Source organism: Sphingomonas sp. PP-CE-3G-477 (assembly GCF_003050745.1).
Lineage (GTDB): Bacteria > Pseudomonadota > Alphaproteobacteria > Sphingomonadales > Sphingomonadaceae > Sphingomonas.
Genome location: NZ_QAOF01000001.1, coordinates 670107 through 696183 on the forward strand (window position 1 = coordinate 670107; position 26077 = coordinate 696183).

General features: G+C 66.3%; 25 protein-coding genes and 2 tRNA genes. 13 read left to right on the top strand and 14 right to left on the bottom strand.

The features are described from left to right. Positions 1–20 precede the first annotated feature (20 nt). Positions 21–641 carry a peptidylprolyl isomerase gene (locus C8J45_RS03135; RefSeq protein ID WP_107961818.1) on the top strand — a complete coding sequence of 207 codons (621 nt, stop codon included), beginning with the start codon at positions 21–23 and terminating at the stop codon, positions 639–641. A gap of 253 nt (positions 642–894) precedes the next feature. Here C8J45_RS03135 and C8J45_RS03140 read toward each other — a convergent pair whose 3' ends face one another. Further along, entirely contained in the window at positions 895–1779 is an 885-nt protein-coding gene (locus tag C8J45_RS03140) for a diacylglycerol kinase family protein (RefSeq protein ID WP_107961819.1), read from the bottom strand. A gap of 92 nt (positions 1780–1871) precedes the next feature. Here C8J45_RS03140 and hemB point away from each other — a divergent pair, with 92 nt between their 5' ends. After that, a complete protein-coding gene (gene hemB / locus C8J45_RS03145) occupies positions 1872–2864 on the top strand; it encodes a porphobilinogen synthase (RefSeq protein WP_107961820.1) in 993 nt (330 codons plus the stop codon). Next, complete coding sequence (locus C8J45_RS03150; RefSeq protein WP_258191255.1) at positions 2857–5097, top strand: fused MFS/spermidine synthase; 2241 nt, start codon at positions 2857–2859, stop codon at positions 5095–5097. The genes hemB and C8J45_RS03150 overlap by 8 nt, the downstream gene beginning before the upstream one ends. Before the next feature lie 142 nt (positions 5098–5239). Here C8J45_RS03150 and C8J45_RS03155 read toward each other — a convergent pair whose 3' ends face one another. After that, positions 5240–5749 carry a hypothetical protein gene (locus C8J45_RS03155; protein ID WP_107961821.1) on the bottom strand — a complete coding sequence of 170 codons (510 nt, stop codon included), beginning with the start codon at positions 5747–5749 and terminating at the stop codon, positions 5240–5242. Positions 5750–5843: 94 nt separating this feature from the next. Here C8J45_RS03155 and C8J45_RS03160 point away from each other — a divergent pair. Together C8J45_RS03160 and C8J45_RS03165 are read left to right on the top strand one after the other, a co-directional pair. Next, positions 5844–5920, top strand: a tRNA-Arg gene (locus C8J45_RS03160). 50 nt (positions 5921–5970) lie between these two features. Further along, positions 5971–6047 (top strand) — tRNA-Arg (locus C8J45_RS03165). A gap of 9 nt (positions 6048–6056) precedes the next feature. Here C8J45_RS03165 and C8J45_RS03170 read toward each other — a convergent pair. Further along, the gene (locus tag C8J45_RS03170; protein WP_181321075.1) at positions 6057–6986 is read right to left on the bottom strand and encodes an alpha/beta hydrolase; all 930 of its coding nucleotides are present in this window, start codon (positions 6984–6986) and stop codon (positions 6057–6059) included. 118 nt (positions 6987–7104) lie between these two features. Here C8J45_RS03170 and C8J45_RS03175 point away from each other — a divergent pair, with 118 nt between their 5' ends. Continuing rightward, positions 7105–8052, top strand: coding sequence for an alpha/beta fold hydrolase (locus tag C8J45_RS03175; protein ID WP_219907324.1), 948 nt, complete (start codon positions 7105–7107; stop codon positions 8050–8052). Positions 8053–8404: 352 nt separating this feature from the next. On the opposite strand, the gene C8J45_RS03180 is transcribed toward C8J45_RS03175, so the two are convergent. The 5 genes from C8J45_RS03180 to yaaA all read right to left on the bottom strand — a co-directional run bounded on the left by C8J45_RS03180 (position 8405) and on the right by yaaA (position 13609). Further along, complete coding sequence (locus C8J45_RS03180) at positions 8405–8755, bottom strand: DUF952 domain-containing protein (RefSeq protein WP_107961824.1); 351 nt, start codon at positions 8753–8755, stop codon at positions 8405–8407. Beyond that, positions 8752–11517: a DNA gyrase subunit A gene (gyrA, locus tag C8J45_RS03185; protein WP_107961825.1), complete on the bottom strand. Its 2766-nt coding sequence runs from the start codon at positions 11515–11517 to the stop codon at positions 8752–8754. The genes C8J45_RS03180 and gyrA overlap by 4 nt, the downstream gene beginning before the upstream one ends. A gap of 120 nt (positions 11518–11637) precedes the next feature. Continuing rightward, positions 11638–11922, bottom strand: a complete 285-nt coding sequence (locus tag C8J45_RS03190; RefSeq protein ID WP_107961826.1) for a hypothetical protein — start codon at positions 11920–11922, stop codon at positions 11638–11640. A 254-nt stretch (positions 11923–12176) separates the two neighbouring features. Beyond that, positions 12177–12863 (bottom strand): SDR family NAD(P)-dependent oxidoreductase, encoded by a 687-nt coding sequence (locus tag C8J45_RS03195; protein WP_107961827.1) that lies wholly within the window; start codon positions 12861–12863, stop codon positions 12177–12179. Beyond that, positions 12860–13609 (bottom strand): peroxide stress protein YaaA, encoded by a 750-nt coding sequence (gene yaaA, locus C8J45_RS03200; RefSeq protein WP_107961828.1) that lies wholly within the window; start codon positions 13607–13609, stop codon positions 12860–12862. The genes C8J45_RS03195 and yaaA overlap by 4 nt, the downstream gene beginning before the upstream one ends. A 161-nt stretch (positions 13610–13770) precedes the next feature. Between yaaA and C8J45_RS03205 the strand changes: the two genes are divergently transcribed. Then, the gene (locus tag C8J45_RS03205; protein ID WP_107961829.1) at positions 13771–15063 is read left to right on the top strand and encodes a tol-pal system YbgF family protein; all 1293 of its coding nucleotides are present in this window, start codon (positions 13771–13773) and stop codon (positions 15061–15063) included. A gap of 214 nt (positions 15064–15277) precedes the next feature. On the opposite strand, the gene C8J45_RS03210 is transcribed toward C8J45_RS03205, so the two are convergent. Beyond that, the gene (locus tag C8J45_RS03210) at positions 15278–15745 is read right to left on the bottom strand and encodes an Lrp/AsnC family transcriptional regulator (RefSeq protein WP_055880606.1); all 468 of its coding nucleotides are present in this window, start codon (positions 15743–15745) and stop codon (positions 15278–15280) included. Between the two features lie 196 nt (positions 15746–15941). Here C8J45_RS03210 and C8J45_RS03215 point away from each other — a divergent pair, with 196 nt between their 5' ends. Next, positions 15942–17828 carry a HAMP domain-containing sensor histidine kinase gene (locus tag C8J45_RS03215; RefSeq protein WP_258191256.1) on the top strand — a complete coding sequence of 629 codons (1887 nt, stop codon included), beginning with the start codon at positions 15942–15944 and terminating at the stop codon, positions 17826–17828. After that, entirely contained in the window at positions 17825–18820 is a 996-nt protein-coding gene (locus tag C8J45_RS03220; protein ID WP_308811326.1) for a polysaccharide deacetylase family protein, read from the top strand. Before C8J45_RS03215 ends, C8J45_RS03220 begins: the two co-directional genes overlap by 4 nt. A gap of 116 nt (positions 18821–18936) precedes the next feature. Here the strand turns inward: C8J45_RS03220 and rpsI are convergent, their stop codons facing one another. From rpsI to C8J45_RS03235, 3 genes are all read right to left on the bottom strand, one after another. Continuing rightward, a complete protein-coding gene (rpsI, locus tag C8J45_RS03225; protein ID WP_082441435.1) occupies positions 18937–19494 on the bottom strand; it encodes a 30S ribosomal protein S9 in 558 nt (185 codons plus the stop codon). Next, positions 19494–19973: a 50S ribosomal protein L13 gene (gene rplM, locus C8J45_RS03230; protein ID WP_082441436.1), complete on the bottom strand. Its 480-nt coding sequence runs from the start codon at positions 19971–19973 to the stop codon at positions 19494–19496. The genes rpsI and rplM overlap by 1 nt, the downstream gene beginning before the upstream one ends. A gap of 124 nt (positions 19974–20097) precedes the next feature. Beyond that, positions 20098–21150: a COX15/CtaA family protein gene (locus C8J45_RS03235; RefSeq protein ID WP_107961830.1), complete on the bottom strand. Its 1053-nt coding sequence runs from the start codon at positions 21148–21150 to the stop codon at positions 20098–20100. Positions 21151–21459: 309 nt separating this feature from the next. Here C8J45_RS03235 and C8J45_RS03240 point away from each other — a divergent pair, with 309 nt between their 5' ends. Both C8J45_RS03240 and C8J45_RS03245 read left to right on the top strand, forming a co-directional pair. After that, on the top strand, positions 21460–21843 hold the full coding sequence (locus tag C8J45_RS03240; protein ID WP_056047781.1) for a MerC domain-containing protein: 384 nt from the start codon (positions 21460–21462) through the stop codon (positions 21841–21843). Positions 21844–21883: 40 nt separating this feature from the next. Further along, positions 21884–22351, top strand: a complete 468-nt coding sequence (locus C8J45_RS03245; RefSeq protein WP_107961831.1) for a Fur family transcriptional regulator — start codon at positions 21884–21886, stop codon at positions 22349–22351. A 137-nt stretch (positions 22352–22488) separates the two neighbouring features. On the opposite strand, the gene C8J45_RS03250 is transcribed toward C8J45_RS03245, so the two are convergent. Next, the gene (locus C8J45_RS03250) at positions 22489–23025 is read right to left on the bottom strand and encodes a GNAT family N-acetyltransferase (RefSeq protein ID WP_107961832.1); all 537 of its coding nucleotides are present in this window, start codon (positions 23023–23025) and stop codon (positions 22489–22491) included. Between the two features lie 92 nt (positions 23026–23117). Between C8J45_RS03250 and dxs the strand changes: the two genes are divergently transcribed. Further along, positions 23118–25040, top strand: a complete 1923-nt coding sequence (gene dxs, locus C8J45_RS03255) for a 1-deoxy-D-xylulose-5-phosphate synthase (RefSeq protein WP_056062743.1) — start codon at positions 23118–23120, stop codon at positions 25038–25040. Further along, complete coding sequence (locus C8J45_RS19070; protein ID WP_181321076.1) at positions 25037–25204, top strand: hypothetical protein; 168 nt, start codon at positions 25037–25039, stop codon at positions 25202–25204. Before dxs ends, C8J45_RS19070 begins: the two co-directional genes overlap by 4 nt. A gap of 145 nt (positions 25205–25349) precedes the next feature. On the opposite strand, the gene C8J45_RS03260 is transcribed toward C8J45_RS19070, so the two are convergent. Next, entirely contained in the window at positions 25350–26021 is a 672-nt protein-coding gene (locus C8J45_RS03260; protein ID WP_107961833.1) for an alpha/beta hydrolase, read from the bottom strand. Positions 26022–26077 lie beyond the last annotated feature (56 nt).

Genomic DNA, 26077 nt, shown 5'->3' on the forward strand with positions numbered 1-26077 from the left:
GCGACGCGGTAGCGTGGCGGATGATCTCCAGATTCGTCACGCTCGCTCTTGCCGTTCTCGGCGCCGTTTCCGTTTCGGCGCAGGAGGCTCCGCTGGCGCCTTCACCTGTCGTCCCGGCGACGGTCTCGATCGTGATGACGACGAGCGAGGGGCCGATCACGCTGGCGCTGGAGAAGGAGCGCGCGCCGCTGACGACCGCGAACTTCCTGCGCTATGTCGACCAGAAGCGGCTCGACGGGGTTACGTTCTACCGGGCGATGAAGCTCGGGGCGGACGCGGGGTTGATCCAGGGCGGGCCGCGGGGTGATGCGAAGCGGCTGCTGCCGCCGGTGAAGCACGAGCCGACCAGCCAGACCGGGTTGTCGCATGTCGACGCGACGATCTCGATGGCACGGTTTGCGCCGGGGAGTGCGACGGCGGACTTCTTCATCACGGTCGGGCCGGTGTTGTCGCTCGATGCGAACCCGGCTGGGAGCGGGGATACGGCGGGGTTCGCGGCGTTTGGGCACGTCGTTGAGGGGATGGATGTGGTGAAGCGGATTCTTGCTGCGCCGACGTCGCCTACTGCCGGGGTGGGGGTGATGAAGGGGCAGATGATTGCTGCGCCGGTTCAGGTGCTGACGGTTCGGCGGGTGAAGTAACGGGCGTCGGTTCGAGCGCGATTACGCTTCACAGCTACCACCCCGGCGGAGGCCGGGGCCCAGTTGGGGGACGTCGCCAACTGAGCGCTGCGCGTCGTTACTGCGACCTTTCCAACTGGGCCCCGGCCTTCGCCGGGGTGGTGGCTCGTGAGGCGGGCTATCGTGACCCAATGTTGTTTCCCCGCGAAGGCGGGGACCCAGACTGGGCTCCCGCCTTCGCGGGAGAACAAGGAAGCGGGGGCTGACCTTCGCCTCAGGCGGGCGCCATCACCCGGATGATCCCGGCAGCGACCTTGGCCGTCACCGGAGTCTTCGCCAGTACCTCGCCGTCGATCGAGATCGGCAGCGGCGGGATTGTGTTGATCTTCAGGCTCTTCCCTCGAAAGTCCCGCACCTTCTCGTGCCGCGATTCCAGCCGGAACACGCTGGCATACCAGTTCTGCACCAGTCGCCGCTTCACGTGCCCCATCACCGCCTGCACCACGATCTCGCCCGAATCGACCGCGGCCGCGTCGACCAGTTCGGTGCCGCCGTGATAGGGCCCGTTGGAAATCCGCACCTCGACGACCCGGATCTTCACCGCGGTCGGGCCTTCGCCGACGATCAGCGTGAACGGGCGGAAGCGCATGTATTGATACGTCGCCCACGCCAGATAGCCGACCTTGCCGAAGACCTTCTTGAGGCCGTGCGGCACTGTCTCGGCGATCTTCGGGCTGATGCCCATCGCCGCGCAGTTCGCGAAATAATCGCCGTCGATCATGCCGAGATCGATCCGGCGGGGCTTGCCGGTACGGATCACTTCGACCGCGCCTTCGATATTCAACGGAATGCCGAGCGTGCGGGCGAAACTGTTAGCGGTGCCGAGCGGCAGCACGCCGAGGATCACGTCGTGGCCGACCATCAGGTCCACCAACCCGCTGACCGTGCCGTCGCCCCCACCGAGAATGAGCAAGTCCGGCTTCTTCGCCAGCGCCCGCAACACCGTCGCCTCCAGATCCTTCGGATCCTCGACCGCATGCGCGTCGACATCATAGGGCAGCCCCGACATCGCCGCACACGCGCGCTTGAACAGCTTCTGGCCCTTGCGCGACTTGGCATTGACGACGAGCGCGGCGGACGTGATCGTATCGTTCGACATAGGGCCCCCAACGCACGGCATGCGGTTTCGCACCCGTAACGCTTCTCCCGTAAAACTTGATCCGTCGCCGCGCATCCCGCAAAGCCCGCCGCATGACCGCAAGCTATCCCGCGCTTCGCCTCCGTCGCACCCGCGCCTCCGCCTGGAGCCGCCGCCTCCATGCCGAGACCGTGCTGACGCCCGCCGACCTAATCTGGCCGTTGTTCGTCACCGAGGGAGCCGGCGTCGAGCAACCGATCGCCAGCCTGCCCGGCGTCTCGCGCTGGTCGGTCGACGGGATCGTCGCGCGCGGCCGCGAGGCGCGCGACCTCGGCATCCCGTGCATCGCGCTGTTCCCGTACACGCAGGTCGAGCGCCGGACCGAGGATGGTCGCGAGGCGCTCAACCCCGACAACCTGATGTGCCAAGCAATCCGTGCGCTGAAAGATGCGGTGCCCGAGGTCGGCGTGCTGACCGACGTCGCGCTCGATCCGTACACGAGCCACGGCCATGACGGGCTGGTCGACGCGGCTGGCTACGTCGTCAACGACACCACCGCCGAGATGCTCGTCGCGCAGGCGCTCAACCAGGCGAATGCGGGCGCCGACATCATCGCGCCGTCGGACATGATGGACGGCCGGATCGGCATGATCCGCAGCGCGCTCGAAGAGGAGTCGCACCACAACGTCCAGATCATGTCCTACGCCGCCAAGTACGCGAGCGCGTTCTACGGTCCGTTCCGCGATGCAGTCGGCTCGCGCGGACTGCTGAAGGGCGACAAGAAGACGTACCAGATGGACAACGCCAATGCCGAAGAGGCACTGCGCGAGGTCGCGATGGACCTGGCGGAGGGCGCCGACACGGTGATGGTCAAGCCCGGCCTGCCGTATCTCGACATCATCGTCCGCGTCCGCCAGGCGTTCGAGGTGCCGGTGTTCGCGTACCAGGTGTCGGGCGAATACGCGATGATCGAGCACGCGGTCGCGGCGGGTGCGGCGGAGCGCGACGTGATGGTGCTGGAGACACTGATGTCGTTCAAGCGCGCGGGCTGCTCGGGTGTGCTGACGTACCACGCGGCGCACGCGGCGAAATTGCTGAATGGCTGACGCTGTCGGCGCGGACGACAGGCCGCTGATGGCACGCTGGTGCCGGACGATGTTCGTGGCGACGATCCTGACCGGGTCGTTCCTGCTGTTCCTCGTCCAGCCGATGGTGGCGCGGATGGCGTTGCCGCGGCTGGGTGGCGCGCCGGCGGTGTGGAACTCGGCGATGCTGGTGTACCAGGCGTTGCTGCTCGCGGGCTATGCGTATGCGCATTGGCTCGGGCGAGTGAGGCCGCGGGCGCAGGCGGCGATCCATCTTGGCGTGTTGATCGTCGCGGCGCTGTGGTTGCCGATCGGGTTGATCGCGATGGACCTGCCGGCGGACGCGCTGCCCGCGCTTTGGGTGCCGTGGCTGCTTGGGCTGTCGATCGGGCCGTTGTTCTTTGCGGTCTCCGCGCAGGCGCCGCTCATCCAGCGCTGGTTCAGCGCGGCGAGCGGGGGCGGCGATCCGTATGCGTTGTATGCCGCGTCCAATCTCGGCAGTTTCGCGGGGCTGATCGCGTACCCCCTACTGGTCGAGCCGCTGATGGCGGTGCACGGCCAGAGCCTGTTGTGGAGCGGCGGGTATCTGCTGCTGATCGTGCTGGTGCTCGCCTGCGCCACGCGCCTGCCCAAGACCGCGGCGGTCGATCACGTTGCCGCGACCAGCGCGCCGCCGGGCGCCAGACGGATCGCGCACTGGATCGCGCTGGCGCTCGTGCCGTCGGGGATGATGCTGGCGACGTCGACGTACATCACCACCGATATCGTCGCGATGCCGCTGCTGTGGGTGATCCCGCTCGGGCTGTACCTGCTGAGCTTTAGCGTGGCGTTTGCGAACGATCGCTGGCTTGCCGACCTGCTGACCCGGATCGCGCCGATCACGATTCTGTTGTTCGGCGGGGTCATCATGGGCGGGGTCAACGAACGGCCGTTCTTCAGCGCGGGGATCGCGCTGGTGCTGTTGTTTATGATCTCGGTTGCGCTGCACACCACGCTGTATCGCAAGCGGCCGGCGCCGGATCGACTGACCGGCTTCTATCTTGCGATGTCGGCGGGTGGGGCACTTGGTGGCGTGTTCGCTGCGCTGGTGGCGCCGGTGGTGTTCGACTGGACGTATGAGTATCCGCTGCTGATCCTCGCGGCGGGCGCGCTGGTGCCGCAGATGTATCTGTTCGGGCGATCCCGCGCGCTGTGGATGGGCAAGGGGCCGGCGAAACATGTCGCGCTGCTCGCGATCGTCGTCGCGTTGGTTGTCCTGATCGGCTTGCGGATCACCCATCCTGACGGCGCGTTCGGCGAGAGCCGGCAGGGTCTCGATTTCCTCGTGATAGCCGCCATCGGGTTCGTCGCGATCGGCGCGCGGCGGCCGTACATGGTCGTGCTGGCGGGTGCGCTGGTGCTGTTCGGCGGATATCGGTCGCTCGAGTTCTCGCTCGATCCGGGCGCGCGCGTGCGGAGTTATTTCGGGGTTTATACCGTACGCAACACGCCGGGCCCGAATGGCGGCGTTCGCGAGCTCGATCACGGGACGACGGTGCACGGCATCCAGCTGCGCGGCTCGCCCGAGCGCGAGCGGACGCCGACCACCTATTATGCGGCCGGATCGGGCGTCGGGCAGGCGATGCAAGCCGCGCCCGCCTTGTACGGCCCGCAGGCGCGGATAGGTGTCGTCGGGCTGGGGACGGGGACACTGTCTTGTTACGCAAAGCCCGGTCAGCACTGGCGGTTCTACGAGATCGACCCGGCTGTGGTGCGGATCGCACGCGATACCGGGCAGTTCACCTATCTTTCGCGGTGCCTGCCCAAGTCGGAAATCCGGATGGGCGATGCGCGGATCGCGCTCGCGCATGATGCGCCCGATAGCCTCGACCTGCTCGCGCTCGATGCGTTCTCGTCGGACTCGGTGCCTATGCACCTGATGACGCGCGAGGCGTTCGCGACCTATGGCCGCGTGCTGTCGCGAAACGGGCTGCTGCTAGTGCATATCTCGAACCGGTTCATCGATCTCGAACCGGTGATCGCGGCGGCGGCGCGACAGGGCGGGTGGACTGCGGTCGAGCTGAAATACCGCCCGTCGAGCCTGCTGGTCGATCGGGCGTCTGCGTCGGACTGGGTGGCACTGTCGCGTGATCCGCGTGCGATTGCTGCGTTGCGGTCGGATGATCCGGAATGGGCGCCGCTGGTGCCGCGCAAAGGCTTCACTGCGTGGACCGACGATTATTCGACGATCCTGCCGTTGTTGAAGGGGTTCTAGCCTTCTGATCCTCCCCCTGACGGGGGAGGTGGCGCCGAAGGCGACGGAGGGGGAGGACACGCAACCAGCATGATCGCTTTCCTCCCCCTCCGTCTGGCAAGCGCCAGACACCTCCCCCTGGCGGGGGAGGATCAGAAGTGAACTAAGCGGCGGGGAGGCTTGCCTGGATGCGCGTGATCGTGGCGCCCTGGCGATCGTTTTCCGCCTGTGCCTTGTCGCGGATCGCGGCCAGCGCCGGATAGTCCGCTTGCAGATTGGCGGCGCGGTCGGTGGCGCGTTGCTCGATATCGGTCACCAGTGCGGACGATTGCGCGCGCCAGTCGTCGAGTCCGGCCAGCGCGGTCTGCGCGGCGAGCCACGCGTCGCTGCCGACGGCGCCGCCGCGTGCGGTCCGTGCCAGGGCCTCGGTCTTGGCTGCGTCGCGCGTGAAGCCGGTGGCAATCGCATCGAGCTTGCCCGAGATCGTCCGGATATCCGCATCGAGCGCCGGATCGGGCGCGGCCACCGCGGTCTTCACCTCGGGCTCGGCGAATCCGAGCTTCTCGACCGGGCGTAGGCCGAGCGACGGATAAGCGGTGGTATCCTTGCTGCATGCGGACGCCGCGAGCAGGGCGAGTAGCGACAGCGAGCGGAGCGGAGCGGCGAGTTTCATGCCCGCCGCTCTATGCGTCCGCGTCGCGCGACACAACTTTATCGCGCTACGCCCTTGCGCCCCCGAAAATGCCTGCTATCAGCGCCCCTCCAGTGCACCCATAGCTCAGCTGGATAGAGCATCAGACTACGAATCTGAGGGTCGGGCGTTCGAATCGCTCTGGGTGCACCAGGATTTTCCGCTTCACGGCGGGCTTGTCGAACCGGTCACGGGACGGCGATGCACCCATAGCTCAGCTGGATAGAGCATCAGACTACGAATCTGAGGGTCGGGCGTTCGAATCGCTCTGGGTGCACCATTTTTCCTATCATCGGGCGTCGAGCCAGCGGGCGATGCGATCGAGCAGCCGGTCGGTCGCGTCCAGCCTTTCGCCCATTTGCAGGAAGGCGTGGATCATGCCGTCGAACCGGTCGTGGTCGACCGTGACGCCTGCGTCGCGCAGGCGCTGGCCATAGGCTTCACCCTCGTCGCGTAGCGGGTCGTTCTCGCAGGTTACCAGCAGCGTCGGGGGCAGGGCGGCGAGGTTGTTTGCCAGGACGGGCGACGCGCGCGGATCGGTGCGGTCTGCATCGGAGGCTAGGTACAGGTCGATCTGCCGCTCCAGGGACTTCGCGTCGATGATGTTGCCGTCTTCGCTTTGCCGCGACGGGTAGGCGGTATCGCGGCGCAGGTCGGTGTTCGGGTAGAGCAGGATCTGGCCGTGTAGCGCTGGTCCGCCTTCGGACGCCGCGCGCGAGGCGAGCGCGGTTGCGAGCGTACCGCCTATACTGTCCCCGGAGACGACGACGCGCGACCGGTCGATGTCCAGCGCGTCGGCTTGCGCGACGAGGCCTTGCAACGCGGTCCAGCTATCGTCGAGTTGCGCGGGGAAGCGGTGTTCGGGCGCCAGGCGATAGGCGGGGGCGGCGACCAGCCAGCCGGTTCGGTTCGCCAGCGCGCGCAAGGCCGGGTCGTGTCCGTCGATCGACCCGGCGATCGCGCCGCCGCCGTGGATGTGCAGCAGGAGCGGCAACGGGCCGGGTTTCGGGCGATAGAGCCGCACAGTGAGCGGGCCGGACTTCGACGGCAGCATGAGGTGCGTGATCGCGTGGACCGGCTCCGGATCGCCCGAGAAGGTCTTCAGCAGTGCCGTCTGATAGCGGAAGTCGGCGAGCCACCGCGCATCGTCGGCGTGCGGATCAGCGTCCGGGGCGAGTGTCTTTATCGTGTCGAGTATCGTTCGAGCCTGTGGATCCACCGGCGCATCTCCTTCGCGGATCGGACGTTTGGTGACCACGACGGGTTCCATGCGCGGGCGGCTGCGACTTTGGACAAGGCCGGGCGTTCAGCGCACTAAGGATTTGAAGGAGATGGCTATGAAGCGGACGGGCAAGCGATTGATCGGCGGGGCGCTGCTGGCGGCGGTATCGGGGATCGGGCTGTCGCTCTATTCGAGCCGCGTCGCGCGGCTTGCCGAGGACCTGGTGCCGGCGGAAGGGCGTTTTCTCGACGTCGCGGGCGCGCGGTTGCATTATATCGATGTCGGCAGCGGGCCGGCGATCGTCATGGTCCACGGGCTCGCCGGGCAGTTGCGCAACTTCAGCTATGCGCTCGTCGATCTGCTGAAGGACGACTACCGCGTGATCGTCGTCGACCGGCCGGGGTCGGGCTATTCGACCGCGACGGGGGCGATGCCGGGGATTATCGGGCAGGGCGCGATCATCGCCGACTTCATCCAGAAGCTTGGGCTGGATCGACCGTTGCTGGTCGGGCATTCGCTGGGCGGTGCGCTCAGCCTAGCGGTCGGGCTCGACCATCCGCATCTGGTTCGCGCGCTCGCCTTGATCGCGCCGCTGACGCAGCCGTTGGAGCAGGTGCCGGAGAGCTTCCGCGGATTGGCGCGGATTCCGTCGGGTGCGCGTCTGGCGTTCGCGCAGGTGCTGGGTACGCCGCTAAGCCGGCTGACTGCGAAGAAGACGCTGGAAGGCGTGTTTGCGCCCGAGGCTGTGCCGGAGGATTTCATAACGCGGGGCGGCGGCGCGTTGTCGGCGCGACCGATCGCGATTGCGGCGGCGGCGGCTGATCTGGCCGGGGCGAACGACGATGTGACGGCGATGGTCGGGCGGTATGCGGAGATCGGCTTGCCGGTGCGGATATTGTTCGGGCGCCAGGATGTGATTCTTGATCCGGCCTGGAATGGTCACCGGACTGCGGCGGTGATTCCGGGGGCCAAGATCGACACGATCGAGGGCGGGCACATGATCCCGATTACTGCGCCTGATGCTTGTGCGCGGTTTGTAAGGGCTGCGTTTGCGGCTGGGTGAGTTTGCGGCTGGGTGAGTTATCTCTCCGAGACGGTGCCGAGGTAGCTTATCCGCCCCGGCGAAGGCCGGGGTCCAATTGGAAAGGTCGGCGTAACGGAGGGATGCGCTTCGTCAGCTACCTTCCCCAATTGGACCCCGGCCTCCGCCGGGGTGGTGCTTTGGTGGGGAGCGCGTTCTCGACAACAAGCACTTGCGGGGTTGAGAGTTGCCGATGCTCGCGTTGATGCGATGCCAATAACCGTGCGGGAGACAGCAACGAACGCCATCTCCCGCTCCTTGTTCTCCCGCGAAGGCGGGAGTCCAGTCTGGGCTCCCGCCTTCGCGGGAGAACATGCTTGCGTTTGAGTGCCGGTCAGCCCGCGACGGGGAGCTTCACCTTGCCCTCGTCGTCGCGTTCCAGAGCGCCGTAGGACAGCACGACTTCCAGCAGCAGCGGGCCGCCATGGATGTGCGGGAACAGTTGCCCGCCGCGCGACTCTTCCCACTTCACGTCGTCGCCGAGCGCTTCGAGATCGATCGCCGCCACATGCATGTCCGACTGGCCGGCAAAGTGCTTGTCGACCGTCTCCGTCAGCTGCTCCGCGGTCGACAGGTGGATATAGCCATCGGCCAGATCCACCGGCGCGCCCGCGAAGCTGCCGCTTTCCAGCGTGGCCAACTGTTCGCCGGTCAAGACCTTGTACGCGATCGGATCGCGGCTCATTCGCCGTCCTCCGGGCCCGCAGCCGTATCCTCGCCGATCGTCGCGCCGGTATCCGGAGCGACCTCTGGCACGGCGTCCGCCAGGTTGATTTCGGCGTCTTCCTCGGTTTCCTCGATCCGTGCGGCCGAGACGACATGCTCGCCCTTCGCCACGTCGAACAGCTTCACGCCGGCCGAGTTACGGCTGATGACGCGGAGCGACGCGAGCGTCGTGCGGATCAGTTTCGCTTGGTTGGTCACCAGCATCAACTGATGGCCCTTCGCCGCGGCGAAGCTCGCCACGACGGGGCCGTTACGCGCGATGTTGTCGATGTTGGTGATGCCCTGGCCACCGCGACCGGTGCGGCGATAGTCATAGGCGCTCGACAGCTTGCCGTAGCCGTTCTCGCAGACCGTCAGGATGAACTGCTCGCGGTCCTTGAGATCGTTGTAGCGGTCGGCGCCCAGATCATGCTCGCCCTCGCGCTCGCCCTTCCACGGTGCGAACTTGAGGTACGTCTCGCGCTCCTCGGGCGTCGCGCCGACGCGGTGGAGGACCGACAACGAGATGACCTCGTCGTCGCCCTTGAGCGTTACGCCGCGCACGCCGGTCGACGTCCGGCTCTGGAACTCGCGGACGTCGTCGCCGGCGAAGCGGATCGCCTTGCCGAGCTTGGTCGCGAGCAGCACGTCGTCATGCTCGCTGAGCAGCGCGACGCCGATCAGCTTGTCCTCGGAGCCCTCTTCGAAGCGCATCGCGATCTTGCCGTTCGACGGCACGTTGGTGAACGCATCCATCGCGTTGCGGCGCACGAGCCCGCGCTGCGTCGCGAACATCACGTGCAGGCGGCTCCACTCGCTGAGATCCTCCGGCAGCGGGAGCACTGTCGAGATCGTCTCGCCCGGTGCCAGTGGCAACAGGTTGATCATCGGCCGACCGCGCGTGGCGGGGCCACCCTCGGGCAGGCGCCAGACCTTGTAGCGGTACACCTTGCCAAGGTTCGAGAAGAACAGCACCGGGGTGTGCGTCGAGGTGACGAACAGCTCGGTGACGACGTCCTCGTCCTTCGTCGACATGCCCGCGCGACCCTTGCCGCCGCGCGCCTGCGCGCGGAACGTGTCGAGGCTGGTGCGCTTGATATAGCCCTGCATGGTCACGGTGACGACCATGTCCTCGCGCTCGATCAGGTCCTCGTCGTCGATGCCGTTGGCGGCGGCGGCGATCTCGGAGCGGCGTGGCGTGGCGAATTCGTCGCGGATCGCGATCAGCTCGCCACGCATGACTTCGTACAGCTTCGCGCGGTCGCCGAGGATGTGGAGCAGTTCGCCGATCGTCGCGGCCAGCGCCTTCAGCTCGTCGCCGATCTCGTCGCGGCCGAGCAATGTCAGGCGGTGCAGGCGGAGATCGAGGATCGCGCGGACCTGTGGCTCGGACAGCTTGTAGATGCCGTCGGCCTGCTTGTCCTCGACCGCCTCGACCAGCGCGATGTACGGCGCGATCTCCTCGACCGGCCATTCACGCGCGAGCAGCTTGCCGCGTGCTTCGGCGGGGCTCGACGACCCGCGGATGATCTTGACGACTTCGTCGAGATTGGTGACCGCGATGACGAGGCCGAGCAACAGATGCGCGCGCTCTCTAGCCTTGGCGAGTTCGAACTTCGAGCGGCGGGTGATGACCTGCTCGCGGAAGGTGATGAACGCGCCGATGATGTCGCGCAGGTTGAGCAGCTCGGGACGGCCGCCGCGGATCGCCAGCATGTTGGCGGGGAAGCTCGACTGCGCCGGCGTGTGCCGCCAGAGCTGGTTGAGCACCACGTCGACGGTCGCGTCGCGCTTCAGGTCGATGACGATGCGGACGCCCATCCGGCTCGATTCGTCGCGGATGTCGCTGACGCCTTCGATCCGCTTGTCCTTGGCGGCTTCGGCGATCTTCTCGACCAGGCCGTTCTTGCCGGTCTGGAACGGGATCTCGGTGAGGACGATCGAGCGACGGTCGCCCTTGCCCTCCTCGACGATGTGGCGCGAGCGGACGATGATCGAGCCCCGGCCGGTCTCGTAGGCGGACTTGGCACCCGCGCGGCCGAGGATGATCGCGCCGGTCGGGAAGTCGGGACCGGGGACGATCTCGAACAGTTCTTCCGTCGTGATCGCGCCATTGTCCATGTAGGCGAGGCACGCGGCGATGACTTCGCCCAGATTGTGCGGCGGGATGTTGGTCGCCATGCCGACGGCGATGCCGCCCGCGCCGTTGACCAGCAGGTTCGGGAAGCGCGCCGGCAACACCGAAGGCTCGCGCTCCGAGCCGTCATAGTTGGGCGTGAAGTCGACCGTGTCCTTGTCGAGATCGCCGAGCAGCGCGTTGGCTACCTTGCCGAGACGCGCCTCGGTGTAGCGCATCGCCGCGGGCGGATCGGGATCCATCGAGCCGAAGTTGCCCTGGCCGTCGATCAGCGGCACGCGCATCGACCAGTCCTGGGTCATGCGGGCCAACGCGTCGTAGATCGAGCTGTCGCCGTGCGGATGGTATTTACCCATCACGTCACCGACGATGCGCGCGGACTTGCGGTAGGGCTTGCCGGCGACGAAGCCGCTTTCGTGCGCGCCGTACAGGATGCGGCGATGGACGGGCTTCAGGCCGTCGCGGACGTCGGGCAGCGCGCGCGCGACGATGACGCTCATCGCATAGTCGAGATAGCTCGACTTCATCTCGTCGACGATCGAGATCGTGGCGATGCCGGCGGGCTCGCCGCCCTGGGGTTCGGCGAGTATGGTCTCGTCGGTCAAATCTGAACGCTTTCGGCTTGTTGCGGTGTTGTGACACACCTTAGCCGAGGGGGGGGCACCTTACTACCCCCGCGCACGCGTACGCACGCGAGGGAGAAGGGTTTCATCGTTAATTCGGGCTTATTTGCAGGCGGTCTTGGTCTTGTTGCCGGCGAGCGAGCAATTGTACGTGACGGTCTTGCCGTTCGCGAGTTTGGCGGTGACCATGCGGCCTTTCTTGACCGTGGTGGTGCGCTTGGCGACCTTGGTGTTGCCCATCGGCGTGGTGGTCTTGGTGGTCGTGGTGTGCGTCGCGACGGTCTTCGGCTGGACGGTCTTGGTCTGAGCCTGAGTGGCGGCAACCGCTGCGCCGCCGGAGAGCAGCGCGCTACCGGCGAGGATCGCGAGGGGGAGGGACTTCTTCATGCGGGTATCCTCTCGTTTCGGCCTTGGTGGACGATGCCAAGAGACTGCGCCGGAGGACCTGAACGGAGTGTGGCAGGCAGGTGAAATCGGCGTCATGCATAGTGCCGAAGTCCAGCCAAGGCCTTGTCATTCCCGCGGAGGCGGGAACCCATAGTGGCGAACCTTTCGGCTCCATCGCTACCGTCAGAGCATATGGATCCCCGCCTGCGCGGGGATGACGAGGTGGTTGGTCGGCAAACCGGTATCGCTGGCCGTTATGGCGTTACCTCGACCCCGTCCCACGCAAACAGTTTGCCGCTGTCCGGTGCGCGCAGGCCGTCGATGACGTCGAGCAACTGCACCGCCGCGCGGTCCGGCTTGAACAGGTTGCCGGGGGTGACGTTGCCCTGGAATGGCTTCGACAAGCCGGTGTCGACCGTCCCCGGATGCAACCCCACGACGATCCCGCTGGAGTTCCGGCGCTTGTCCTCGATCGAGATCGTCTTCACCAACTGGTTGAGCGCCGCCTTCGACGCACGATAGCCGTACCAGCCGCCGAGCTTGTTATCGCCAATGCTCCCCACGCGAGCAGACAACACCGCGAACACGATCCGCCCCGCCTTCGGCGTCGTCGGCAGGAAATGCTTCGCCACCAGCGCCGGCCCGATCGCGTTGATCGCGAAGTTGCGCGCCATCCACACAGGATCGAGCTCGCGCATCGCCTTCTCCGGCCCCTTGGCGCCGTCGTGCAGCAAGCCCGTCGCGACGATCACCAGCGTCGGCGAGCCCACGCGCCCGGCTGCCGCCGCAATGCTAGCCTCGTCTTCCAGATCGAGATGCCGATCGCCGCTCTCCGACCGCGCGAACCCATAGACGTTATCGAACGCGCCTTCCTCGATCAGCGCCTCCTCCAGCGCCTTGCCGATCCCGCCCGACACACCGATGACGACCGCGCTGCTCACTTGCGCACGAACCGAAACTGCGCGTCGCTGCTGCCTGCCGCGTCATACGCATAGCCGTCGCTGTCGAACCCCTTGATACCCTCGATGTCGTCGACGCGGTGCTCGACCAGCCACCGTGCGACCATCCCGCGCGCCTTCTTCGCGTGGAAGCTGACGAACTTCTGCGCCTCGCCCTCGCGGAAATCGATCGCGATGACGCGGATCGCCTTGGGCAGCTTGCCGTCCGCCGCCGCCCAATATTCCTGGCTCGCGAGGTTGAGGATCGTCCCCGATCCTTCCGCCTCGACATCGTCCGCAAGCAGCTTGGCGATCCGGTCCCCCCACCAGTCGGTCAGCTTCGTCTTCCGCGGCGCCCAGCGCGTGCCCATCTCCAGCCGGTAGGGCCGCATCAGGTCGAGCGGCCGCAGCAACCCGTACAGACCCGACAGCATCCGCACGTGATCCTGCGCGTAATCCACCGCCGCCTCGTCGAGCGTCTTCGCCTCCAGCCCGGTATAGACGTCGCCGGCAAACGCGAACATCGCCGGCCGCTCGGGCAGCGTGTCGAAATCGCGGAACCGGTCGGCGTTCAGCTTCGCCAGCGCCGGCGAGATATGCATCAGCTCCGACAGCTTCTTCTGCGTCAGGTGCGCGGCGGCATGCGCCAGCGTCTTCGCCTCGTCGGCAAAGCGCGGCGCTGTCGAGTCGAGCTTGGGCAGTGCGCTCTCGTAATCGAGCGTCTTGGCGGGTGATAGGACAGCGATCATGCGTGCGATCTACCGCCCACTGTCATCTCGTTCAATCGCGGTTCACGGGGTAAATTCCATGCGCGGGGATACAAGCCGCTTGCTTGAACGTATGCACGGCGGACCATATAGCGTCGGCGCGCGCCACCACGGTAGGGCCGACGCAGAGGGAGAGTTTCCGCATGAAGACCATTTCCAAGCTTGCACTGGTTGCGGCATTCGCCACTGGCGTAAGCAGCATGGCGCTCACCACGCCCGCCTTCGCCAAGGACAAGAAGGCCGATGCGGCGCCAGCGATGAAGCTGAGCCCCGAAGTCCAGAAGCCCGGCATCGCCGCGCAGACCGCGCTGGCTGCCAAGGATTATGCCGGTGCGCAGACCGCGATCGACCAGATCGATGTCGCTGCCAAGACCGATTACGAGAAGTATATCGGCGCCGCCCTCCGTTATCAGCTCGAAACCGAGAAGATCGTCGCCGCGCAGACCGCGAACCCGAACGCGCCGGTCAACGAGACCACGCTCGCCAAGCCGCTCGACGCGCTGATCGCAAACGCGGCGACGCCTGCTGCCGATCGTGGTCGCTATGCCTATCGCCGCGGCGCGCTCGCGTTCAACGGCAAGCAGTATCCGGTCGCGCTGCAGTATTTCGCGAAGGCCAAGGAGCTTGGCTACACCGATCCGAACCTCGGTCTCCAGATCGTCAAGGCGAAGATGGATAGCGGCGACGTCGCCGGTGGCACCGCGGATCTCGAAGCCGCGATCGCACAGATGACCGCAGCGGGTCAAAAGGCGCCGGAAGAATATTACCGTTACGCCGTCGCAAAGTCGTATGCCGCAAAGCGCAACGCCGACACGATGGCTTGGCTGAAGAAGTGGGTCACCGCGTATCCGTCGGCCAAGAACTGGCGTGACACGCTGGTGCTCTCGGGCATCCAGCAGAACGCGCTGATCACGCTCGACGAGACGCAGAAGATCGACATCTTCCGCCTGATGCGTGCGACCAACTCGCTCGCCGACCAGACCGACTATCTGCAATACGCCGATAGCGTGAACCGTCGTGGCCTGCCGAGCGAAGCGCAGGCAGTGATCAAGGAAGGTATGGCGCAGGGCAAGATCCCGGCGTCGAACACGATGGCGAAGGGCCTGCTGGCCGACGCGACGAAGAACATCGCCGCCGACGGTCCGCTCGCAGGTCTCGAAAAGCGTGCGACGACGGCTGCCAACGGCAAGCTCGCCGCGGGTACGGCCGATGCGTATCTCGGCCAGAACAACTACGCCAAGGCGATCGAACTGTACCGCCTGGCGCTGACCAAGGGTGGTGTCGACGCCGACGACGTCAACCTGCATCTCGGCATCGCGCTGGCACGCTCGGGCGACAAGGCCGGCGCTGCGACCGCGTTCTCGGCGGTGAAGGCTGCACCGAAGTCGGACGTTGCCGGTCTGTGGACGACCTGGGCTGCCGCACCGGCTGCATAAACCGGCGAAGCCTGGATGTGAGGAAACGGGGCGGCAGCGATGCCGCCCCGTTTTCGTTTATGGGGCTTTGTTTCTGATCCTCACCCGCAAGGGGGAGGTGGCGCCGAAGGTGACGGAGGGGAAGGACACGCAACGTCGTTCGTTGCTTACGGCCCCCTTCGTCAGGCGAGTGCCTTCAACCTCCTCCTGGCGGAGGAGGATCGAGGGGCTGATGTCAGTCCACCACCACCGGTATTCCCGACAGCGCCTTGGCCGTCCGGATCGTCAGCGACGTCTTCACGCTCGCCACGTTCGGCGCTGGCGTCAGGTGGGTCGTCAGGATCTCCTGGAAGCTCTTCAGGTCCGCCGCGACGATCTTCAGGATGAAGTCGATCTCGCCGTTGAGCATGTGGCATTCCCGAATTTCCGGAATGTCTGCAATATGATGCTCGAACGCGGCGAGGTCGTGCTCGGCCTGACTGCGCAGCGACACCATCGCGAACACCGTGATCGGGAAGCCCAGCCGGCTCGCGTCGAGGTCCGCATGATAGCCGCGGATCGCACCCGCTTCCTCGAGCGCGCGGACGCGGCGGAGGCAGGGCGGTGCGGTAAGGCCCACCTGGTCGGCCAGGTCGACATTGGTCATCCGACCGTCGGCCTGCAACAGCGACAGGATCTGCCGATCGATCCGGTCAAAACTCATTTCACGCAACTCCTGATGGGCATCGCAAACCAAGCGATTCATTCTTCATAGCGATAAGATTGTTGCGGCGAAACGCAATTGTCCCACAATGCGACGAAGAGGGTGCCTACCAAAATGGGTTGTTCCTTCGCATCGCCGCGCGCGTTAAGGAATCGGTACGGAGAGCGTGCTAGGCCCGCTGAAGCCGGGGAACGATGTGCGGTTCGACGATAGCCTGAAGACGATCCTTGCCGCCGACATGGCCACCGGTTTCGGTGCGCAATCGGCATGGCGGCAGTTGGTCGACCTGATGGGACGCGGCCGGGCCGTGGTCGACGAGCCCGCGATCGCGCGGTTGCGGTTGTTGCGGCAGGCGGTGCCGGTCGACGTTCGTGCCGCCAGCGCCCGGGCGCTCGCCTTCGCCAAACCCGATGCGCGCCTGGTCGGTTTCTTCGCGGAAGACGTTCTGGCGATCGCCGCGCCGGTGTTGCGGACGGCCACGCTGGCGACCGACGAATGGCTCGCGCTTCTCCCGCGGCTGACCCCGGCAAGCCGGTCGGTCCTGCGTCACCGCCGTGATCTGTCCGCCGGGGTTCAGCGCGGTTTGCAGAGCTTCGGTTCGACCGACTTCGTCTTGCCCAATCCCGATGTCGACGAGAGGGCGGTGTCGTCGGAACCTGTCGTCGATGTGACGATTGCGGACGAGGTGCTCGAGCCGTCCGCCGGCGAGCGTGTCGTCGCGGAGATGCTGGCTGCCGATGCCGCTCCCGAGCCCGCTATCGTCGAGACGGTTGCCGCGGAACCCGTCGCGTCCGCTTTCGTACCGCCCAGTGCGCCACTGAGCGAGACGCCGTTCATGGCACTGGGCGTCGTCGCGCGCGGCCTGCCGTTCGTCGCGGAGGCGCTGCGCCATGCCAAGCTGGCGGAGACCGAACCGCCGGCTGCTGCGCCGGTAAACGCCGCCCCGGCCGACCGGTTCGAGATCTCCGACCTCGTCGCGCGGATCGAGGCGTTCAACCGCGACCGCACGGTCGAGGATGCGATGCCAGCCGCGGTGCCCACCGAGATCGAGAGCTTCCGGTACGAGACCGATTCACGCGGCGTCATTCGCATGGTCGACGGCGTCGCGCGGTCCGCGCTGATCGGCGTGTCGCTCGCGCATCCGGCCAAGCAGGGCGAGGCGCAGCTCGACGGCGTGGCCGCGGGCGCGTTCCGGCGTCGGTCGCGGTTCGGCGATGCCCGGCTCGAGGTTGGCGGCTTGTCCGACGCGTTCGGATCGTGGCGCGTATCCGGGGTGCCGGCGTTCGATCATGATTCGGGGCGCTTCACCGGCTTTCGCGGCACCGGACGCCGCCCGCGTCGCGACGAGACCGCGGAACCGGCGCGTGCGGCTACCTCGCCGATATCCGATTCGCTGCGCCAGCTCGTCCACGAACTGCGCACGCCGACCAACGCGATCGCCGGGTTTGCCGAGTTGATCGAGACGCAGTTGCTCGGCCCCGTCTCGCCGACCTATCGCGATCGGGCGACCACGATCCGGACGCAGGCGGGCGATCTGCTCGCCGCGATCGACGATCTCGACACCGCCGCGCGGATCGAAGGTCATGCACTCGATCTGCGGCCGACGACGGTATCGGTCCGTCCGATGCTGGACCGCGTGATGGTGGACCTGCAACCGCTCGCCACCTTGCGCGGTGCAAGTCTCGCGCTCGCGATGCCGGCGGGCGACTGCGATGTGCTCGGCGATGACCGCGCGGTCGAACGGTTGATCGGTCGCCTGCTCGCCGCGCTCGTATCGGCGGGTCGGCAGGGCGAACGGCTCGGCCTGGTGGTCCGGCCGGTCGCGGATACCGTGACGATCGAATTCGACCGCCCCGCAGCGCTGGCCGCGCATGCTACCGACGTCCTGCTCAGCATCGATGCCGAGCAGGGCGGCGACGGCGATGGCGCACCCCTGCTCGGTACCGGCTTCGCGCTTCGTCTCGCGCAGAACCTCGCGGTCGAGTTGGGCGGCGCGCTGACGATCGGTTCGGATCGCCTCACGCTTCAGCTTCCCGCGGCGCATGCCCGCGCGGTGGAGCGGACCGCCGACGAACAGCGGTGATCGCCGACCGCGCGTATCGACCGCCGCGGCCTCAGCTTTCGCAACGCGTGGCGTGGCCCGACGATTTCAGTACGCGCTTCACCGTCTTCGTCGACGTCGAGGAAGAGTTCGACTGGCGCGCGCCGCTGGACACGCGCAACCGCGCGACGACCGCGATGGCGGCATTTCCCGACGCGCATCGCCGCTTCGCCGAGCGCGGCGTCGCCTTGGCCTGCATGGTCGACCACCCGATCGCTACCGATCCGGCCGCGGTCGCGATCCTAGAGCGGGTCGTCGAGGATGGGCGATCCGAGATCGGCACGCAGCTGCACGCCTGGGTCAATCCACCGTTCGAGGAAGACGCGACACCGGAGGCGAGCTACGCCGGCAACCTGACGCGCGCGCTCGAAGCCGACAAACTCGATACGCTGACCAAGGCGATAACGACCGCGTTCGGCCGCGCGCCACGTGCGTATCGCGCGGGCCGCTACGGCATCGGTCCACGTACTTTCGCATTGCTGGCGGCGCTTGGCTACCGGATCGATAGCTCGATCCGACCTGGCTATGATTACCGCGCGGACGGCGGTCCGGATTTCTCGCGGGCCGACGCACATGCTTACCGCGACGGTCGCATTGTCGAACTGCCGTTGACCACCATCTTCACCGGCTACGCACGGCGAGGCGGGGACAGGCTGTATCATGTGCTCGGGCATCTGCCGAAGGGCAGGGGACTGTTCGCTCGCGCCGGCCTGCTGTCGCGGGTCGCGTTGACCCCGGAGGACATGCCGATCGAGGCCGCGCTCGAAGCCGTCGCGGTTGCGGCCGGCGAGGGGCTTCGGTTGCTGAACCTCTCGTTCCACTCGCCATCGCTAGCCCCCGGCCACACGCCCTATGTTCGCGACGCGGCTGACCTGAAACGCTTTCACGCGTGGTGGACGGCGATGCTCGACGAACTGGACCGCCGCGGCATTCGCAACGCGTCGCTCGACGAAATCATCGCCGCGCTGGGGTAGGTATCGTCGTCCGTCGGAATCGGAGTTCGGCCTCTGTGCGGTGTGCTGACGCCTTAAAACAGAAAGGGCGGCCCGTTGCCGGACCGCCCTCTTGGTAAGCAATACTGAAAGCGAGATTAGCGCTTCGAGAACTGGAAGCTGCGACGGGCCTTCGCCTTGCCGTACTTCTTGCGCTCGACGACGCGGCTGTCGCGGGTCAGGAAGCCTGCTGCCTTCACCGAGGCGCGCAGCACTGGCTCGAAGCGGGTCAATGCCTGGCTGATGCCGTGCTTGACCGCGCCGGCCTGGCCCGAAAGACCACCGCCCTTGACGGTGCAAACGACGTCGTACTGACCTTCGCGCTCGGTGATCCCGAACACCTGGTTGATGACGAGACGCAGCGTTGGACGTGCGAAATACACTTCCTGATCACGACCGTTGATCGTGATCTTGCCGGTGCCGGGCTTGACCCAGACGCGGGCGACAGCGTCCTTACGACGGCCGGTCGCATAGGCGCGGCCCTGCTTGTCGAGGATCTGCTCGCGCAGCGGCATCGGCTCGCGGACGGGCTCGTTCGAGACCGGTGCTGCGATATCGCCTTCGCTGGTCGGCAGCGCCTGCTCGGCGGGGGCAGCCGGCGCGGGCTGGTTGGTCAGGCTCGCGAGATCGGCGAGCGACTGGCGGTTGTCGGACATTATGCGCCCACCTTGTTCTTGCGGTTCATGCTGCCGATGTCGAGCACGGCAGGGTTCTGTGCCTCGTGCGGATGCTCGGTGCCCTTGAAGATACGCAGGTTGCGCATCTGCTCACGACCCAGCGGGCCGCGCGGGATCATGCGCTCGACAGCCTTTTCGAGAACGCGCTCCGGGAAGCGGCCATCGAGGACCTTGGCGGCAGTGATGCCCTTGATGCCGCCGGCGTAACCGGTGTGCTTGTAATAGATCTTCTTCGCGGCCTTGTTGCCGGTGAAGCGGATCTTGTCGGCGTTGATCACGACGACGTTGTCACCGCAATCGACATGCGGGGTGAACGACACCTTGTGCTTACCGCGCAGGACGTTGGCGATGATCGATGCGGCACGGCCGACGACGAGACCTTCCGCGTCGACGATATGCCACTGCTTGTCCACCTCTGCCGGCTTTGCCGACTTGGTGGTCTTCATGAGCGCCTTCATGGGCGTTAGACCTTCCAGATTGAATGCAAGCGCACCAAGGGGAGGCCCCGCAGCGCGAATGCCGGCCTAATGCTGAAAGGGGGGCTTCAAGTCAAGCTTTCCGCCGGTTTCCTGACGGGTATTATTATACCCGCTGCTTTAGGAGTGGCGCGCTGCCGGTCGCGTGCGCGGCGAACATCGCGGCGATCAGGAGGAGCGCGGCATTGCCCTGATGCGCGACCGCGACGTCGATCTGAACGCCGGTCATCAGCGTCGCGATGCCGAGCATGATTTGGAGCGTGACGAGCCCGACGACGAAGAAGCCGGCGCTGCTGCCGGTCTTGGTCGCCTTGATCGCCAGCCAGATGAGCCCGGCAGCGGCGGCGAACGCGAACCAGCGGTGGATGAACTGCACGACGATCGGGTTGTCGACCGCGTTGCTCCAGGCAGGATTGACCATCGGCACGTCCGCGGGGAACAGTCCGTCACCCATCAGCGGCCAACTCGCGAAGGCATAGCCCGCGTCGAGCCCGGCGGTGAACGCGCCATAGACCAGTTGCACGAACAGCAGCGCCAGCGCGAGGATCGCGACGGGCGCGAGGCGGGCAGGGGCGGCGAGCGGATTGCAGTGCAGCGCCATCAGGTCGAGTGCGGTCCACACGATCCCGGCAAGAATCGTCAGTGCGGTCAGCAGGTGGACGGCGAGTCGGATGTGGCTGACGTCGGTCCGCACCGACAGTCCGGAGGCGACCATCCACCAGCCGATGGCGCCCTGGAACGCACCGAGCGCCAGCAGCGCCGACAATCGCCAGCCATAGCCGACCGGGATGCGCTTGCGCACCGCGAACCAGATCAGCGGCACCGCGAACACGAGGCCGATCACGCGGCCCCACAGACGATGCAGATATTCCCAGAAGAAGATCGCCTTGAACCCGCCCACCGTCATGTCGGCGTTGAAGGCGGCGTATTCGGGGATGCGCTTGTAGGCGTCGAATTCGGCCTGCCACTGCGCGTCGTTGAGCGGCGGGATGATCCCGCTAATCGGCTTCCACTGCGTGATCGACAGCCCCGACTCGGTCAGCCGCGTGATCCCGCCGATGACGACCATCGCGACGATCAGGCCGGCGACCGTGAACAGCCACAGGGCGACGGAACGAGGACGGGCTTTGCTGAGGAAGGCGGCGCTGGGTTGAAGCATGGTTAGGAGATAGTGGTTTGCGAGGCGGGGCGCCATCGGTTCGTGGTGCGCCGTTGCTTCATGTTGCTGGGGGTGGTTCGGCAGAGGCCGGACTGGCGACCGCAGCACGCTACTTCCTTGTTCTCCCGAGAAGCCGGGAGTCCAGACTAGGTCCCCGCCTTCGCGAGGAAACAAGCAGGGCGGCGTGGCGTTGCTAACCTCCGGGCCTCGCGGGTCCCGAAGCTATCCTTGGAACCGACGCCAACCCCCCAAGAAAATCTGCAATGTAATGTTGTATCCTTTCAGCCGCCCATCTATATCCGTTGAACGATGACGCCCTCGGCCACGCATACCCACCGCTTCGCCGGTCTCGATCGTTATGCGATCGGCCTGTCGGGCCTGTGCATGGTGCATTGCCTGGCGACCTCCGTGCTGGTCGCGCTGATGTCGACCGCGGGCGGTTTCCTGCTCGACCCGATCTTCCACGAAGTCGGCCTGACGATCGCGATCGGTCTCGGCGCACTCGCGCTCGGCCGCGGCGTGCTGAACCACGGCTATATGATGCCCGCCGCGATGGGCGCGCTCGGACTCGGCATCATGGCGGGCGCGATGACGCTGCCGCACGACAGCGGTGGCGGCGAGACGTTGTGGACGATCGTCGGCGTCGGGCTGCTCGCATTCGGCCACGATCTCAACCGCCGCGCGGAAAGCTGAGCGGGTTGCTGGAACCCTTCCGGTATCCTACTTCACCAGCATGGCGCACGCTCACAACCACACCGAACCGCAGGGCGCCGATCTTACCGTCGCAGCACAGACGACGCTCGAAAAGGCCGGCGAGCAATGGACGACGATGCGCGCCAGCGTATTCGCTGCGCTGGCCAGTTTCGAGAAGCCGGCATCGGCCTACGACATCGCCGAAGCCGTCTCGAAAGCCGAAGGCCGCCGCGTCGCCGCGAACAGCGTGTACCGCATCCTCGACCTGTTCGTCGGCGCCAACCTCGCCCGGCGAGTCGAGAGCGCGAACGCCTATGTCGCGAACGCGCATCCGGATTGCCTGCACGACTGCATCTTCCTGGTCTGCGACTCGTGCGGCCAGACCACGCATCTCGATAACGACACGATCACCAAGGGCGTTCGCAACGCGGCGGAGGCGGCCGGCTTTTCGCCGGTTCGCCCGGTGATCGAAGTCCGCGGGCGCTGCGCGGACTGCGAGGCCAAGTAGCTTGCCACTGTGCAATCCTCCCCCGTCAGGGGGAGGTGGCTGGCGCGTGCCAGACGGAGGGGGAGGAAAGGGCAACCTTTGTTCCGTGTCCTCCCCCTCCGTCACCTTCGGTGCCACCTCCCCCTGGCGGGGGAGGATCAGCTTCTGTCCAGATTCTTACCCATCCGGATCATCGGCACCGGGACCTCCCCCGGCGTCTCGATCCGCTCGATCGGCAGATACCCGCAGGCTCGGTACAGCGGCTCTCCGGCCAGCGTCGCCATCATCTCCGCCCGCGCAAACCCGGCCTCTCGCGCTGCGGCCTCGCAAACCGACAACACCAGTCGCCCGACACCCCGCCGCGTAAAATCCGGATCGGTATACATCGCGCGGATCCGTGCTGCGTCTCGCACCGGATCGAGCAACGCGGCATCGCGCAACGCCGTGCTGTGATCGCCGCCATAGAGCGTCGCCCGCCGACTCCACCCGCCACATCCGGCCAGCCGACCGTCCGCCTCGACCAGCAGATACGTCCCGTCCGCGATCAACTGTGTATCGAGCCCCATCACCGCGCGGCTTGCCTCGACCTGTGCCGGCGTGAGGAAGTCCCCCTGCAGAGCGCCGATCGCACGGGCCATCAACGTCGAGATCGCTGGGATATCCGCCGCTGCTGCAACACGGTGCGTAAAGTTCATATTTGTGCACTTTCCGAGCGATTCCAGTGCGAATGCTAGCCTAGGACACGGTAACAATCGACACGATACGCGCGCTGCATTAAGCCCGTCCGATGGCCGACCTTCCCTCGACACCGCTGCTCGACACCGTTTCGACGCCCGACGACCTCCGCAAGTTGCGCCCGGACCAGCTCCGCCAACTCGCCGACGAACTGCGTACCGAGACGATTTCCGCGGTCGGCACCACCGGCGGGCATCTCGGCTCGGGCCTGGGCGTGGTCGAGCTGACCACCGCGATCCACTATGTCTTCGATACCCCGCGCGACCGGCTTGTGTGGGACGTCGGCCACCAGTGTTATCCGCACAAGATTCTCACCGGACGCCGCGACCGGATTCGCACGCTGCGTCAGGGTGGCGGGCTCAGCGGCTTCACCAAGCGTAGCGAGAGCGAATACGATCCGTTCGGCGCGGCGCATTCGTCGACCTCGATCTCGGCGGCGCTGGGCTTTGCGATCGCCAACAAGATCGCGGGGACGCCCGGCAAGGGCATCGCGGTGATCGGCGACGGCGCGATGTCGGCGGGCATGGCGTACGAGGCGATGAACAACGCCGCGCAGGCGGGCAACCGCCTCGTCGTGATCCTCAACGACAACGACATGTCGATCGCGCCTCCCGTTGGAGGACTGTCGGCTTATCTGAGCCGGATCGTATCGAGTCGCGAGTTCCTCGGCTTCCGCGATCTCGCGCGTAAACTCGCCAAGCGGCTGCCACGACCGATCGCCAGCGGCATGCGCAAGACCGACGAGTTCGCGCGCGGCATGACGATGGGCGGCACGTTGTTCGAGGAACTCGGCTTCTATTATGTCGGCCCGATCGACGGCCATAATCTCGAACACCTGATCCCGGTGCTCGAGAATGTCCGCGATGCCGAAGAGGGCCCGATCCTCGTCCACGTCGTCACCAAGAAGGGCAAGGGCTACGGCCCCGCCGAGGCTGCCGCGGACAAGTATCACGGCGTCCAGAAGTTCGACGTGATCTCGGGCGTGCAGACCAAGGCGCCGCCGGGGCCGCCGCAATATCAGAACGTGTTCGGCGCGCAGCTCGTCGCCGAGGCCGCGAAGGACCCGCGGATCTGCGCGATCACCGCGGCGATGCCGTCGGGCACCGGGCTCGACGCGTTCGCCAAGGCGTATCCCGACCGGTTCTTCGACGTTGGCATCGCCGAGCAGCACGGTGTTACCTTTGCCGCCGGGCTCGCCGCGCAAGGGATGCGCCCGTTCTGCGCGATTTATTCGACGTTCCTGCAGCGCGCGTACGACCAGGTCGTGCATGACGTGGCGATCCAGAACCTGCCGGTCCGTTTCGCGATCGACCGCGCGGGGCTGGTCGGTGCGGATGGCGCGACGCATGCTGGCTCGTTCGACGTTACGTACCTAGCGACGCTGCCGAACTTCGTCGTGATGGCTGCGGCGGACGAGGCCGAACTCGTCCATATGACTCACACCGCGGCGCAGTATGACACCGGCCCGATCGCTGTGCGCTATCCGCGCGGCAACGGCACCGGCGTTGCGCTACCAGAGACGCCGCAGTTGCTGGAAATCGGCAAGGGGCGTGTCGTGCGTGAGGGCAAGAAGATCGCGATCCTGTCGCTCGGTACGCGTCTCGAGGAAGCGCTCAAGGCCGCAGAGGTTCTCGAAGCCAAGGGGCTGAGCACGACGGTAGCGGATCTCCGTTTCGCCAAGCCGCTCGACGTCGATCTGATTCGGAAACTGCTTACGACGCACGAAGTCGCGGTGACGATCGAGGAGAACTCGGTCGGTGGCTTCGGCGCGCATGTGCTGACGATGGCCTCGGACGAGGGCTTGATCGACGGCGGGCTAAAGCTGCGTACGTTGCGTCTGCCCGACGTGTACCAGGACCAGGACAAGCCCGAGGTGCAGTATGCTGAAGCCGGGCTCGATGCGACCGCGCTGGTGGATACCGTGCTCAAGGCGCTCCGCCACAATTCCGGCGGGGTCGCCGAAGCGCGCGCATGACCGGGCCGACCAAGGGCCTCGTGATCATCGCGCTGGCGGTGATCGTGATGGTGTCGTTGAATATTGCGATGTGGCGGCGGATGCGGGGTGGGCTGGCTGCGGCGAAGGCTGAGCAGGCGGCGAACCCTGAGTTGTTCGATGAAAACGGCTCGCGGATTTCTTGAGCGAACTTCGGTAGCAGCCACCACCCCGGCGAAGGCCGGGGTCCAATTGGGAGACGTTGGTAACGGAGCGCAGTGCTTCGTTACTGTGACCTCACCAATTGGGCCCCGGCCTTCGCCGGGGTGGTGTACCGTCAGGTAGGCGAGGTCACCCGCCCAGATGATGCGTCTGGGCGGCGTCTGTAGCGCTCACCGCAAGGATCGAACGCGCTTTGCTTGGCGGTAGAGCTTGCCCGCGCCCATCACCACTCGCCGCGATGACGCGCTCCAGCAAGTCCTGCCCTTCACGCCACCAGCCGATTCCGCTCGCGGCATTCAAATGCCCTTGCGGTCCCGCATCGACGAAGTGGCTGCCCCAGTCCGCGGCCATGCTGTGCGCGCGCTCGGGCGTGACCCAGGGGTCGTCGCTGCTCGCCACCACGATCGACGGGAACGGCAAGGGCGTGCGCGGAGTCGGCGAGAAGCCCTTCAGTTCGGCCTGCGCGCCGCCACGATCAACGTCCGCCGGCGCCACGAGGAGCGCGCCGGCTACCGGCCAGCCATAAGGCTGCGGGCTGAGTTCGGCCCACCATGCCACTGCGAGGCACCCGAGACTGTGCGCAGCGAGGATCACCGGTGCCTGTGCCTGCCGGATCGCTTCGTCGAGCCGCGTCACCCAAGCGTTGCGGTGCGGCGTGTTCCACATGCCGAGCTCGACGCGGACCGTGTCGGGTCGCGCCTCTTCCCACAACGTCTGCCAGTGCGAAGGACCCGATCCACCAAGGCCGGGCACGGTCAGGATCGTCGGCTGGACGGAATCATACGGTGCGAAAGAACCCACAGCGCTTCTCCTTCTCCAAAACCTCGTTCTTCGAGGTCGGGAGCGTGGCCGAAGGG

What these genes read in the sequence shown, in the direction of transcription:
- dxs (WP_056062743.1), top strand. Translation starts at nt 23,118, where the DNA reads ATGGCCGACCTTCCCTCGACACCGCTGCTCGACACCGTTTCGACGCCC.
- yaaA (WP_107961828.1), bottom strand. Translation starts at nt 13,609, where the DNA reads ATGATCGCTGTCCTATCACCCGCCAAGACGCTCGATTACGAGAGCGCA.
- rplM (WP_082441436.1), bottom strand. Translation starts at nt 19,973, where the DNA reads ATGAAGGCGCTCATGAAGACCACCAAGTCGGCAAAGCCGGCAGAGGTG.
- rpsI (WP_082441435.1), bottom strand. Translation starts at nt 19,494, where the DNA reads ATGTCCGACAACCGCCAGTCGCTCGCCGATCTCGCGAGCCTGACCAAC.
- C8J45_RS03245 (WP_107961831.1), top strand. Translation starts at nt 21,884, where the DNA reads ATGGCGCACGCTCACAACCACACCGAACCGCAGGGCGCCGATCTTACC.
- C8J45_RS03140 (WP_107961819.1), bottom strand. Translation starts at nt 1,779, where the DNA reads ATGTCGAACGATACGATCACGTCCGCCGCGCTCGTCGTCAATGCCAAG.
- C8J45_RS03205 (WP_107961829.1), top strand. Translation starts at nt 13,771, where the DNA reads ATGAAGACCATTTCCAAGCTTGCACTGGTTGCGGCATTCGCCACTGGC.
- C8J45_RS03240 (WP_056047781.1), top strand. Translation starts at nt 21,460, where the DNA reads ATGACGCCCTCGGCCACGCATACCCACCGCTTCGCCGGTCTCGATCGT.
- C8J45_RS03250 (WP_107961832.1), bottom strand. Translation starts at nt 23,025, where the DNA reads ATGAACTTTACGCACCGTGTTGCAGCAGCGGCGGATATCCCAGCGATC.
- C8J45_RS03235 (WP_107961830.1), bottom strand. Translation starts at nt 21,150, where the DNA reads ATGCTTCAACCCAGCGCCGCCTTCCTCAGCAAAGCCCGTCCTCGTTCC.
- C8J45_RS03150 (WP_258191255.1), top strand. Translation starts at nt 2,857, where the DNA reads ATGGCTGACGCTGTCGGCGCGGACGACAGGCCGCTGATGGCACGCTGG.
- C8J45_RS03210 (WP_055880606.1), bottom strand. Translation starts at nt 15,745, where the DNA reads ATGAGTTTTGACCGGATCGATCGGCAGATCCTGTCGCTGTTGCAGGCC.
- C8J45_RS03155 (WP_107961821.1), bottom strand. Translation starts at nt 5,749, where the DNA reads ATGAAACTCGCCGCTCCGCTCCGCTCGCTGTCGCTACTCGCCCTGCTC.
- C8J45_RS03175 (WP_219907324.1), top strand. Translation starts at nt 7,105, where the DNA reads ATGAAGCGGACGGGCAAGCGATTGATCGGCGGGGCGCTGCTGGCGGCG.
- C8J45_RS03190 (WP_107961826.1), bottom strand. Translation starts at nt 11,922, where the DNA reads ATGAAGAAGTCCCTCCCCCTCGCGATCCTCGCCGGTAGCGCGCTGCTC.
- C8J45_RS19070 (WP_181321076.1), top strand. Translation starts at nt 25,037, where the DNA reads ATGACCGGGCCGACCAAGGGCCTCGTGATCATCGCGCTGGCGGTGATC.
- C8J45_RS03180 (WP_107961824.1), bottom strand. Translation starts at nt 8,755, where the DNA reads ATGAGCCGCGATCCGATCGCGTACAAGGTCTTGACCGGCGAACAGTTG.
- hemB (WP_107961820.1), top strand. Translation starts at nt 1,872, where the DNA reads ATGACCGCAAGCTATCCCGCGCTTCGCCTCCGTCGCACCCGCGCCTCC.
- C8J45_RS03135 (WP_107961818.1), top strand. Translation starts at nt 21, where the DNA reads ATGATCTCCAGATTCGTCACGCTCGCTCTTGCCGTTCTCGGCGCCGTT.